The 12569-nt window shown below is 50.1% G+C and carries 12 protein-coding genes; 2 read left to right on the forward strand and 10 right to left on the reverse strand.

Annotated features, from left to right (window positions below; translation table 11 throughout):
• The 4 genes from CO251_RS17665 to rbsK all read right to left on the reverse strand — a co-directional run.
• Positions 1 to 227, reverse strand: a 227-nt coding sequence (locus tag CO251_RS17665; protein WP_207654685.1) for a hypothetical protein, incomplete at its 3' end; no start/stop codon positions are given.
• 102 nt (positions 228 to 329) lie between these two features.
• Positions 330 to 1727 carry an aspartate ammonia-lyase gene (locus tag CO251_RS12545; protein WP_103376163.1) on the reverse strand — a complete coding sequence of 466 codons (1398 nt, stop codon included), beginning with the start codon at positions 1725 to 1727 and terminating at the stop codon, positions 330 to 332.
• Positions 1728 to 1940: 213 nt separating this feature from the next.
• Positions 1941 to 2102, reverse strand: a complete 162-nt coding sequence (locus CO251_RS17535; protein WP_173677110.1) for a hypothetical protein — start codon at positions 2100 to 2102, stop codon at positions 1941 to 1943.
• Between the two features lie 78 nt (positions 2103 to 2180).
• Positions 2181 to 3107: a ribokinase gene (gene rbsK / locus CO251_RS12550; protein ID WP_103376164.1), complete on the reverse strand. Its 927-nt coding sequence runs from the start codon at positions 3105 to 3107 to the stop codon at positions 2181 to 2183.
• Positions 3108 to 3231: 124 nt separating this feature from the next.
• Here rbsK and CO251_RS12555 point away from each other — a divergent pair, with 124 nt between their 5' ends.
• The gene (locus tag CO251_RS12555; RefSeq protein WP_158246337.1) at positions 3232 to 4011 is read left to right on the forward strand and encodes a serine hydrolase; all 780 of its coding nucleotides are present in this window, start codon (positions 3232 to 3234) and stop codon (positions 4009 to 4011) included.
• Here the strand turns inward: CO251_RS12555 and CO251_RS12560 are convergent.
• On the reverse strand, positions 4008 to 4466 hold the full coding sequence (locus tag CO251_RS12560) for a CBS domain-containing protein (RefSeq protein WP_103376166.1): 459 nt from the start codon (positions 4464 to 4466) through the stop codon (positions 4008 to 4010). The two genes, CO251_RS12555 and CO251_RS12560, sit on opposite strands and share 4 nt — an antisense overlap.
• A 212-nt stretch (positions 4467 to 4678) precedes the next feature.
• Here CO251_RS12560 and CO251_RS12565 point away from each other — a divergent pair, with 212 nt between their 5' ends.
• Positions 4679 to 5863 (forward strand): MFS transporter, encoded by a 1185-nt coding sequence (locus CO251_RS12565; RefSeq protein WP_103376167.1) that lies wholly within the window; start codon positions 4679 to 4681, stop codon positions 5861 to 5863.
• On the opposite strand, the gene CO251_RS12570 is transcribed toward CO251_RS12565, so the two are convergent.
• The 5 genes from CO251_RS12570 to CO251_RS12590 form a co-directional block, all read right to left on the reverse strand.
• Positions 5860 to 6708: a YitT family protein gene (locus tag CO251_RS12570; RefSeq protein WP_103376168.1), complete on the reverse strand. Its 849-nt coding sequence runs from the start codon at positions 6706 to 6708 to the stop codon at positions 5860 to 5862. The two genes, CO251_RS12565 and CO251_RS12570, sit on opposite strands and share 4 nt — an antisense overlap.
• A complete protein-coding gene (locus CO251_RS12575; RefSeq protein WP_103376169.1) occupies positions 6705 to 7370 on the reverse strand; it encodes an LmeA family phospholipid-binding protein in 666 nt (221 codons plus the stop codon). The genes CO251_RS12570 and CO251_RS12575 overlap by 4 nt, the downstream gene beginning before the upstream one ends.
• Positions 7370 to 8449: a peptide chain release factor 2 gene (prfB, locus tag CO251_RS12580; protein WP_103376170.1), complete on the reverse strand. Its 1080-nt coding sequence runs from the start codon at positions 8447 to 8449 to the stop codon at positions 7370 to 7372. Before prfB ends, CO251_RS12575 begins: the two co-directional genes overlap by 1 nt.
• A gap of 65 nt (positions 8450 to 8514) precedes the next feature.
• Positions 8515 to 11067 carry a preprotein translocase subunit SecA gene (secA, locus tag CO251_RS12585; protein ID WP_103376171.1) on the reverse strand — a complete coding sequence of 851 codons (2553 nt, stop codon included), beginning with the start codon at positions 11065 to 11067 and terminating at the stop codon, positions 8515 to 8517.
• 92 nt (positions 11068 to 11159) lie between these two features.
• On the reverse strand, positions 11160 to 12476 hold the full coding sequence (locus tag CO251_RS12590) for an HD-GYP domain-containing protein (RefSeq protein WP_103376172.1): 1317 nt from the start codon (positions 12474 to 12476) through the stop codon (positions 11160 to 11162).
• Between the last annotated feature and the right edge of the window lie 93 nt (positions 12477 to 12569).

Here is a 12569-nt window from a genome sequence, read left to right on the forward strand (position 1 = left end):
GAGCCAGGATCAAACTCTCCATGACTCATTGTCTTGCTGACTGTTTCTGTTTCCCTTGACGCATTCATGACGATATAGTTTTCAAGGACCGGGTCACATCTAAATACTTTAACACGTTCATAAATCTTTGTCAATAACGTGTTCTTTACTGACCGTTCTTGTCGAACGACGAAATATATCTTAACACCGAAAAAGAAAGAATACAAGCCCATCAACAAAATATGCACAAAGAGACGCGACCTCAGAATTAAGCGCGTGTCATTTATTGGGCGAGGCTATTTGATCGCCTTGCGTCTGAGGTCACGTCATACAGCCTCACCGTAACCGCTTCAGGGTTCTTGAGGTTTGGTTATCCGTTCAAGGTCTAATGCTTCATCTAACGTCTTGGCATCTAACAAGTGCTGTTCTGAAACAACTTGACGAACAGTTTTCCCCTCTTGGAAGGCCGTTTTGGCAACAATTGCCGCTTTGTCATACCCAATATAAGGATTCAGTGCTGTGGCCAATGCTGTATTCATCTCTACATAGCTGGTTATTTTTTCGACATTGGCCTCAAGCCCTTTAAGCGCCCGATCGTTGAAGGCATCGAGTCCATTGGCCATAATTTGAATAGCTTGCAGGAGATTATAAGCAACAACGGGCATCATAACGTTCAACTCCAATTGCGCTCCAGCCACGGCCTGTTGGATGGTCAGATCGTTTCCGATGGCCTGATAACAAATCATATTCATCATTTCTGCCATGACCGGATTGACCTTCCCAGGCATAATTGACGACCCTGGCTGCACAGGTGGCAATTTAAGTTCTCCAATACCCGTACGCGGCCCCGAGCTCAGCAACCGAAGGTCGTTAGCCAGTTTACCTACGGCTGTTGCTAAGCCGCGCACCAAGCCAGACACCTGTAAAATCGCATCCATATTTTGAATAAACGTAAACATATTGTCTGGTTGATGGAATGGCAATCCGGTTTTCTCCGCAACATAAGCCGTTGCCCGGGTTTTGTATTCGGGATGCGCGTTAATGCCAGTGCCCACAGCGTTACCGCCCAGACCTATGGCATATAAGGCAGATACTCCGTCTTCTAACGCCTGACGCCAATATTTTAGTGCCCCGGCATATCCGCCAATTTCTTGCCCAAGACGCATTGGTACCGCGTCTTGCAAGTGTGTCCGTCCGGATTTCACGATATTCATCCAGAGCGCCTTTTTCGATTCTAACGTTTCTTCTGCCCGGAGAATGGCTGGAATCAAATCATGGACGATGGCTTCTGCCCCGGCGATATGTATTGCAACGTGAATCGTATCATTGGTAGACTGAGCCATGTTGACGTGGTCATTGGGATGGACCAAGCTGACATCGCCTATTTCCCCTCCCATCATCTGTTGGGCACGGTGGGCAATAACTTCGTTCGCATTCATGTTTTGGGAGGTACCGGCCCCTGCTTGATATACATCCACAACAAATTGCGCATCCCAAAGTCCACTAGCCACTTCGTCTGCGGCTTTCATAATCGCAGCAGCCCGTTCCGGTGATAATTCTCCTAATTCGCTGTTAGCCCGCGCTGCCGCCCATTTAATAATGCCCTGCGCTCTAATAAAACGCCTTGGCAAGCGAAGGCCGCTAATCGGAAAGTTTTCAATCGCTCTTTGGGTTTGTGGTCCCCAATAAGCGTCTTTGGGAACACGAACGTCCCCGAGGGAATCATGGGATAGGCGGTACTCCTCCATCGATATCGGCTCCTTTTTCAACAACTGTGTATACTTTGATATTTTACAACGCCAACCTCGCAACCGCTAATCACCTATGACAAAAGGACCCCTTGAGGGTCCTTTTGTCACAACTTTCATCCATTTATAATTCCTGCTAGCCCTTAGGGTTACTTCATCGTTAACCGCCCTGGCCCAAAGCGCCAGTAGGAGCCGCCATATCATGACTTACGATTATGATTCCTGCGAGGTGCGTTTGGTAAGAGCCTCACTTAAAAGCCACCGCATCACCTCGGACGGAGGACGGTTTAGTTCGCGGGACAATTTCTGTACTTCTCGAATTTGCCACGTATACAGGTAATAGTCTGCCCGCTTTTGGTCTGCTGCGCCTTTCATTGTGGGGCCCTCCTTATGAGCGTCTTTGATTTAAAAACGCTCGACGGATAGATCAGGTTACACTTTATAACGTCTTTTTTATAGAGAACTCGGTGACGACTTCATGAACTGCTCCACAGCCTCCAATATCGGAAAAGAGGGCTGAGCGCCTTCCTTTGTGGTGGAGAGAGCCGCAGCCGCATTAGCATAGTGAATGGCATCCGATAAAACATCATGGACGTCTAAACGTGCGGCAAGTGCCCCTAAGAAAACATCCCCTGCCCCCACCGCGTCAATGGCCTGCACAGGCAATCCCGCTTCGTAAAAGACACCCCGCGACGTCGCCCATACCAGCCCTTGATCGCCTAATTTGACAATCCCTATTTGGGCACCAAATTCCCGCAACTTCCGGCTGGCTGCCTTAGCAGAGCGCACATCATCAACAGGGATCCCGGTCAACACCGAGGCCTCCGATTGATTAGGTGCAATGATATCGACTTTAAATAACGACGCTGGAAAATGGTCTGAGGCGGGTGCAGGATCCCATAAGACCTGCGCGCCTGCCCGTTTGGCCAACAACACCGCACGCTCAATAACATCCAAAGGAATCTCTGCTTGCATGACTAAAATGTCTCGCGCCGTCAAGAGACGTTCCAGGCTAGCTAATGCTGCGGTCCCCACTTCGTAGTTTGCCCCAGGGACAACCGTAATGGCATTTTGCCCGGTGGGCTCAACCGTTATGAGAGCGAGACCCGTGCTTGCGGTTTTACTCACGCCAATACTGCTGAGGTCTACGCCATCTTGTCGTAGAATGCGCAAAGCTTGGACGGCAAAGGCATCATCGCCTACCATCCCAACAAGACGCGTTGCGGCCCCCATACGCCGTGCGGCAAGTGCCTGGTTCGCCCCCTTGCCCCCTGGAGCTGTTAACAAACTTTTAGCAATTCGGGTCTCACCTGCCACCGGAATCTTGTCGATGCGTGCAACTAAATCCAAATTAATGCTTCCTAACACCAAGACACTCATAATGGTCTCTATCCTTTACTAAAAATTATCCCAATCACTTTCACATCTGACTCCACTATTTGGGTCCATGGTATCATGGATTCTAATGAGAAGGGCGATCACTTCCATCAAGGGAGGACGAATTTTGGATCTACGTGAATGGATTGGTACGCTGCCTGGCATATATGGCGTTTTTGCAAAAAATCTTGACACCGGTAAAGTGTTCACTTTCAATGATACCAAGGTTTTCCCTTCAGCGAGCACTATTAAGGTACCCATTTTGATTGAACTTTACCGACGTGTAGAGGAAGAGCATCTCAGCCTCGACCACCTTCTTGTGATGCGTCGAGAAGACCAAGTTGGGGGTTCAGGAGTTCTCAAGGATTTATCGCCAAACACTGAGTATTCATTGCGTGACTTAGCGACGCTTATGATTACCGTATCGGATAATACGGCGACAAATCTTCTCATTGATTTTCTGACGATCGAAGCTGTCAATATCACCTTACGGCGGCTTGGTGTAACCCATACCGAGTTAGTGCGCCGCTTGCAGCGCGTGCCGGCGGAACCCTTAGACACAGTAAACCACACGACCGCTCAAGACATGGGCCTGCTGATGGAAAAGCTTGCTACAGGAACGGCTATTTCGTTAGCCGCCTCAGAACAAATGGTTTCATTGCTTAAACGCTGTCAAGGGCCCATCAGTATTACCAAGCTTACAGCCGAATCGTCTTGGGTTGGCGATTCTCCCATCGTCATCGCCCATAAAACCGGCTCTCTAGCCCAAGCTAGCCACGACGTCGGCATCGTCTATAGCCCACACTTACGTTACGTTGCCGCGCTGTTAAGCCAAGGTCACCCATATCTCTCTCTATTGGCCAATATTCAACGCATTGGCGCCAAACTTAGTGTCGCACTGCGTTAATTGGCCACATGGCGCACAAGCCAACGTACAATATCATTGCGCGTGATAATACCCGTGAGTTTGTCATCATGCAACACAAACACCCGCCGAACATTCTGCCGCAGCATCAAATCGGCAATTTCCCCGACCGGTGTGTTGAGTTGCACTGTCACCGCCCCTTTGCTCATCATTTTCTCGACGGGAAGAACCAAAAGACGATGACTATCTTCGTGCCATACCGTTTCATCAATCACCACTTGCGTAGGGCCAAACAAGGAATGGTAGATCTTCTGCGCACGTTGCTGAATGGCCCGCAAAACGTCGCCCCCCGTAATCACGCCAATGAGATGCCCTTCTTTATCGACCACCGGCAGTCCACTGATAGTGTGTTCGCGTAACAGCTCGACAGCCTCTCCGATAGTGGCCGTGGCATCAATTTTTATGACGTCCGTCGTCATCAGTTCACGAGCAATCATCGCACGTCCCTCCTCTATAACCTAGCGTTGGCTCCTTTATTCTAACCAATGTGAGAGAAGTTGTCGTGAGCCGTTGGGCGACTCAATTTCCCCCCACACCAATGACATATTTTGTGCTTTAGGATTTGGTCAGGGGCCATATTTGTGTTGTATCATGGAGAGATGACCCTGGCGGTATGACATTTTGTGATGCAGAAAGTGGTGTAGGGTAAGTGTTTTCTCGAGATCCAGCAATACCTCGTGTGTATTACGTGCTATTAACCGGAAGATTTTTCAATCTCGTTGGCAATTCGCTGGTTTTCCCTTTTCTGACGATTTATTTAGCCGAGCGGCTTCATGCCCCTCTAAGCACTGTCGGACTGGTGATGACATTTTATGGTGGAGCCCAAGTGCTCTCGGTGCTTGTAGGTGGCGTTTGGAGCGATCGATTTGGGCGGCGACGCGTTATGCTGACATCACTCACGTTGGGCGCCGCTGTCACATTTTTTATCGGGACTCTCCATAGTACGTGGACCCTTATTACCCTACTCAGCCTGATGGGATTCTTTGTGCCTTTGTTTCAGCCTGCCTCTATGGCAATGGTTGGCGACATTGTTCCGCGAGAGCAACTCAATTATGCCTATAGCCTCATGCGAATGGCCTCAAATGCGGGCATTATTGTTGGCCCCATGCTGGGCGGGCTATTGGCTGATCATTCCTTTTTTTGGATTTTCGCTCTGGACGCATTATCTATGGTCGTTTTTGCCGTTGTGGTGTTTATCGCCATACCCGAAACGCGCCCAAAGCGTGCGGATATGCACGTTCCACGTAGGGGCCTGTCTGATATCCGCCAAGATCCAGCCTTTTTACGATTCTCCAGCTTGTGGGCTTTCACCGCCCTGGTCTATTCTCAATTGTTTATGGTCGTTCCAGCCTATTTGCACTTGAATCTTGGATACCCACCCAGTGTGTTTGGCTATCTCGCCGCCGAAAACGCGGTGTTTGTGGTCCTCTTGCAGATCCCTATTACCCGGATCACGCGTCACATTCCCCACCTCTCGCTTATGGCTGCGGGCGTTCTCTTTTATGCGTTGGGATTTGGAATCATGCTTTCAGGGCGGACATTTTGGGTCTTCGCCACAGCCGTCTTCATCATTACCTTAGGCGAAAACACCATCAACCCTGCAGCCTCGGCATGGGTAGCTGAACGAGCTCCCGAACAAATCAGGGGACGGTATATGGGATTTTTCAGTCTCGCAAACCGCGCCGGCGCCGCACTCGGCCCATTAGCAGGCGGACTGCTCCTTAGCCAAGGCGCTGTCTGGTGGCTCGTCACCACAAGCCTCATTGCCCTCGTAACGGCACAAGGATATTGGCGCTTTGGCCATCACCACTTCGCGAGCAGCCCTGCCGATTAAGACTCCACGGGGGGTTTACGAAAGCCCTCTCCGACCACTTCATGCACCGTGGCGACCACGACAAAAGCCTGAGGATCTATACTGTAAACTAACTCTTTTAAGGTACTCACTTCCCCCCGCGTAACAACGACATACAAAATTTCTCGGGGTTCTTTAGTATATTCTCCGTAAGCACCAATGCGGGTGACGCCTCGGTCCATGGTCGCCAACACGCGAGCTGCGATGGTATCTGGGTCACGGCTAACAATGGTGAAAGCTCGTGCATAGCTGACACCCTCTTGCACCACATCGATGGCCCGTGATGAAATGAATAACGCAATTAACGAATACATGGCCAGCGTCGGGTTAAAGATGACACCAAAGCCCGCAATCACAAAAAAGTCGACCGCTAACATGCCTTGCCCCATCGTTAGGGGGAGAAACCGAATCAGGAGACGAGCAATCACATCACTGCCACCGGTGGTACCGCGGCCGCGAAAAACCAGCCCCAGGCCAACCCCTGACAACAATCCCCCGTACACGGTAGCTAGCAAGATGTTATGGGTGACGGCACCGAAATGCATAATTCCTACCATCAAAGACAACATAAAGGTGCCAAAGACTGTCCGTAGCCCTACCCGGTTACCCCAAAGCTTTTTACTGAGCCAAAGCAATGGCACATTCAGAACCGTCAAGGTTACCCACAAGGGAATATGCAAAACGTACAGTAAAATAATACCAATACCCGATACCCCACCATCAGATATTTTAGCGGGCACGTAAAAACTGTTAATGCCGATTGCCGTGATGGCGGTGCCAACAACAATCATACCGTAATCGAAGACAACACTCTTCTTATTGTTCATGGTGTCCCTGCTTTAACGATCAATTGATTATCCGATAACGTCACCGACTGTATGACTAATTGCACAGGTAAATGGAGTTGCGAGATTTGAAAGATCTGCAAATCAGTTAGCAAAGGCAATGCAATGCCATCGATAGAAGTGGGATGAAAAAGAATCGCTGTTTTATCCGGTGACACCGTGAGCGTTCCTTGTGTATTTAACGGCAATACCACTCCGCCCAGGGACACTTTGCCTTGAATGGTCATCACCCCTGAAGCAATCGTGACAACAGGATCACGAATGGGTCCTTCTGTGGCCAAAAAAGCCCCCAGAGCCGGCCCATCTAGCACCACCGTGACCGACATGCGCCCGGGCTTCTTGACGACCAAAGCATTGCGCTCTAGGGCGGGCACTGAAACTTCGCCATTTTGCCAGTTAACGATAGCCTGATCGACTTTCAGACCGTCAAAGGTAACCCCTTTCGCATTGACATAAACATCTTGAAAACGTCCTTGCGCGATAATCCAAAAGGGCATCGCTGTTAGGGCGATGGATGGTGCCACCCCCCCGTCCGTGCGTGCAATGGCTGCCGCCGCTTTCCCAGACACCCAACGCGGCACACCCCATTGCAATCCCGCTAAGATAATTACCAAGGCGGCTAGGACCTGAATAAATCGACTCATCAGGCATTGTCCTCAGGCTGTAGAGCCCCTTTGGCCTCTTGTTGCAAAAAGGCCTCAATAAAACCATCCAACTCCCCATTCATCACGGTTTGAGCGTTGGGCACTTCATAGCGCGTCCGGTGATCGCGCACGACGCTGTATGGCTGAAAGACGTATGTGCGAATCTGCGATCCCCACCCAATTTCGGCGTGGTTGCCTCGCAACTCCGCCATGTGTTCCTCCCACTGCCGTTCTTGCAACTCCGCCAATTTCCCTCGTAGCATTTTCATAGCGGTTTCGCGATTCGAGTGTTGGGATCGTTCTGATTGGCATCCGACCACGATACCCGTAGGCAAATGGGTAATGCGGACGGCCGAATCCGTCTTATTAATATGCTGACCCCCAGCCCCCGAAGCCCGAAACGTATCCACCTTTAAGTCTTCCGGCCTAATCTCAATGGTTGCATCATTTTCAATGTCGGGCAAAACTTCCACCGATGCAAAAGACGTATGGCGCCGACCGGAAGCATCAAAAGGAGAAATGCGAATAAGGCGGTGCACTCCCCGCTCTGGCCGTAAAAAGCCAAAGGCATTTTCACCTTGAATCTCTAGACTGACACTTTTATATCCGGCTTCTTCGCCCTCTAGCGAGTCGATGATATCTGCTTTAAACCCATGTTTTTCCGCCCAGCGCACATACATGCGCAGCAGCATGGACACCCAGTCTTGCGCCTCTGTGCCGCCTGCGCCAGCATGCAAAGAAACAATCGCATTTTCTTGATCGTAAGGTCCTCGAAGAATTAAGGTCAACTCAAATGCCCGCAAATCATCCAAGAGGGTTTGGCCTTCTTTCGCCTGACCCTTGAGCACTTCCTGATCATTTTCTTCCAAGGCGAGATCAAGCATTTCATCCCACTCGCTCACCCGCCTCGACAGACTCTGGTACTGCTCCAAAGGGCCCTTCACGTGACGCAATTGTTTCGTCACCTGTTCGGCCCTTTGCGGGTCATTCCAGAAGTCTGGCGCCAGCATTACTTGTTCAAGTCGCTCACTTTCGACTTGCCGTTCTTCGAAGTCAAAGAGACCCCCTAATGCGATCAATAATTTGGTGGATCTCGTTGCGCATGAGTTCTAAATCATCCTGTAACACCGTATGTCCCCCTCGGCTATTGCGTTTCTTGGTCGGCTCCATGGCATTTCTTATATTTCTTGCCGCTACCACACCAGCAAGGATCGTTGCGCCCTAGTTGCCGGCCCTGTCCCTCTTTGGGCGGCTTAGTACCCTGTCCTCCCTGAATGACCTGAAATGGGCGATGAGGCTCTTGATCCGTAACGGTAGCCACAGGTTCCAAGGTCGGGATAGGCTGCTGCGGAGCCAGTTGCAAATGAAACATCATGCGAATGACCTCTTCACGAATGGCTCCCAGCATGTTCTGATACATGTCATATGCTTCTTTCTTATACTCCACCAATGGATCTTGCTGGCCATAAGCCCGAAGGCCTACTCCCTCACGCAAATTATCCATGGCGTCTAGATGTTCCATCCACTTGGAGTCTACAACACGCAACAGAATCATCCGTTCGAGTTCACGGACCGCTTCCTCACCAAATTCTTGTTCCTTTTGCTCATACGCCCGAGTACCCGCCTCGACCAGCACCTGCTGCATTTCTTCTCGCTCTTTGCCTTCTAAATCCTCGACACGCACCATGCCTTCAGGCAAAAAGATCTCATGCAAGCTGTCGAGCAACGGCTGCAGCTCCCATTCATCGGGGTGGAGATTGGCAGGACAATGTACTGCCAATGCGTCATCCACGAGCTCAGACAACATATGCATGATATCCTCTCGCAGGTTCTCCTTAGACAAAATATCTTTGCGTTGTTTGTAAATGACTTCCCGCTGCAAATTCATGACGTCGTCATACTGCAAGACTTGTTTCCGCGCATCAAAGTTGCGGGCTTCCACCTTTTTCTGAGCGGATTCGATCGCGCGCGATAACATGGGGCTCTCAATGGGTTCATCTTCTTCAACGCCCAACCGGTCCATCAAATTCGACAAAGTCTGGGCAGCAAATAAACGCAAGAAATCATCTTCCAAAGAGAGATAAAAGCGCGACGAGCCTGGGTCCCCTTGACGACCCGCACGTCCCCGCAACTGGTTATCAATGCGCCGACTCTCATGCCGCTCGGTACCGATGATATGCAAGCCACCCATCTCTGCGACGCCTTCGCCTAAAACAATATCCGTCCCACGGCCTGCCATATTGGTCGCAATCGTCACAGCCCCTGCTTGGCCCGCTTGAGCAATAATTTCTGCTTCTTGCTCATGATACTTGGCATTCAAGACTGTATGCGGCACGCCCTTAGCCTTAAGCATTTCGCTCAGACGCTCAGACTTTTCAATCGATACCGTGCCCACTAATATGGGACGCCGCTCTTTATATAACGCTTCAATTTCACGGACCACAGCCCGAAACTTTGCCGCCTCTGTTTTATAAACGACATCCGGAAAATCCTTTCGAATCAATGGCTTATTCGTGGGCACCACAATCACGTCCAGCCCGTAAATCTTCCGAAATTCTTCTTCTTCAGTAATAGCGGTTCCGGTCATACCGGACAGCTTGTGATACATCCGAAAATAATTTTGAAAGGTAATGGTGGCCAAAGTTTGGGTCTCATCCTGAATCGGTACCCCTTCTTTGGCCTCAATGGCTTGGTGAAGCCCATCAGAATAGCGCCGGCCAAACATCAATCGGCCGGTGAATTCGTCCACGATGATGACTTCCCCGTCTTTGACCACATAGTCGCGGTCGCGCTTCATGAGCGCCTTGGCCCGTAAAGCTTGATTGAGGTAATGTGACAGGTCAATATTGACGTCGTCATACAAGTTGGCAACCCCCAACATACGCTCAACCTTAGCCACCCCTTCTTCCGTGGGCGCCACCGCTTTAAGCTTTTCATCAATCGTGTAATCTTTCTCTTCCCGCAAGTTGGATGCAATGCGGGCAAACTGATAGTACAAGTCGGGGGATTTATCGGCCTGCCCCGAAATAATAAGCGGGGTCCGCGCCTCATCAATCAAGATCGAGTCCACCTCGTCGACGATGGCGTAATGTAACGGCCGTTGGACCATTTCATCTACCGTGCTCACCATGTTATCCCGCAAATAGTCAAAACCAAATTCATTATTCGTGCCGTAAGTAATATCCGCCGCATAGGCCTGACGCCTTTCATCTGGCTCCATGTCATGTTGGATAAGACCAACGGTCAATCCCAAGAACTGATACAACTGGCCCATCCACTGCGCATCACGTCGAGCTAGATAATCATTAACCGTCACCACATGCACGCCTTTTCCCGCAACGGCATTGAGGTAGGCTGCCAATGTTGCGACCAGCGTCTTGCCTTCACCGGTGCGCATCTCAGCAATACGACCATCATGCAACACCATGCCCCCAATAAGCTGGACATCGAAGTGCCGCATTTTCAATACCCGTTTAGAGCCTTCTCGCACCACGGCAAAGGCTTCTGGCAGGAGTTTGTCCAAACTTTCTCCACTGCTGGCCCGTTCCTTAAATTCCGCGGTTTTGGCACGCAATTGCTCGTCAGTCAACGCTGCTATTTCAGGCTCTAGGGCATTGACCTTTGCGACCACTCCTCGGTACCGGCGCACTTCCCGTTCGCTAAACCGGTTAACGAGGTTGGACAACATTTTTAACATCGGGTAATTTCCTCCATTCAACGTAAAAGGAACCGGTGACGGTTCCTACGTCGATACCTAATAATGAATTTTATCATGAAGGGATCTACCCTTCAACCCGACTGCCCATGCCCTTGACCCCCAGCATGTTCCGTCCCGGTGTGTTTCCACCGCTGCGCCACAGCTTCTTCTTGAGCTAAGTTGCGCCCTTGACACATCTCGATAAACTTTTCGACAACAGCTGGATCGAATTGCTCGCCCGACGCTTTCTCAATTTCGGCCATAGCCATCGCATGCGGCATGGCGCGGCGATATGGCCTATCCGTCGTCATCGCATCATATGCATCGACCACGGAGATAATCCGAGCTTCCACGGCGATTTCCGTACCTTCTAGATTATCAGGATAACCCCGTCCATCCCACCGTTCGTGATGTTGACGTACAAACTCTCGCGAACAGCCCGCAAGATGCACGGCTTCAAGAAGTTGGCTTCCAATCACCGGGTGCTCTTTCATCGTCAGTTGTTCTTCCCGGTTCAACCGTCCCGCCTTACGCAGAATGCTGTCGGGCGTTCCCAGTTTCCCAATGTCGTGCAATAAACCGGCTTCATGGACCACATCCACGCGGTCTTCTGCCAGCCCCATATACGATGCTAGCATCCCCGCGTAGTGACCTACCCGGACCGAATGACCATAGGTATAGGAATCGCGCATATTAAGCCCTTCCAGTATCATGTCAATACTGCGCTTATACATGTTGTTCACATGGCGGAGGAGGGCAAGAACGTAACGCAACGTCGCTAGCGGAACAATAAATATTAGTTCACCATAAGGACCTAAATCTTGATATACCGCTGCCATCCCATAAGCGACAGGAATCATGAGCAAAAAGGTTGGAGTCGACCATTTAAAATGGGCGCGTAACATTTCCCAGATAGGCCGATGAACTCGAAGCGAAACAGCGACCATAACTAAAACCCAGTTTAACAAAAACGCAACAATTGCCGCCACCGTCAAGGGAATGCTAATTTCGAAAAAACTCAGACGAAGCAGGGAACCCCCGAATCCATAGAAGACCGCACCGGCAGCCCAACCAGATATAGCAAATTGTGCTCTATTAAATAAAATTGACGGCCATCTAACCTTACCGGTCAGTTCCCAACCATCCATCGTGAAGAAAAATCCTAACCAAGCACCCGCAGCAGGTCCTAAGATAATGGCGGCAGCGACTAAGACTGGCAATTGAACTGAAATGCTCCCATTATCACGTAACATTTTTACCCCAAATATGGAAGCAACAAGAATCGATACTGCCAATACAAAATCTATAAAACTTAAAGCCGTAAAGAACCGATGTCCTGTAACAACTAATAATATTAATCCAACGAGGCTCACGCACCCTATATAGACTTGCAATTTCCGTGGATACATTTCTCTTCACATCCCCACCTTAAGTGACGTCCATCAAAATTATTCGACCACCATTTAATGAAAACTGTAACCCGAACCGACTACAATAACATC

Source organism: Sulfobacillus sp. hq2, from assembly GCF_002903155.1.
Classification (GTDB): domain Bacteria; phylum Bacillota; class Sulfobacillia; order Sulfobacillales; family Sulfobacillaceae; genus Sulfobacillus; species Sulfobacillus thermotolerans.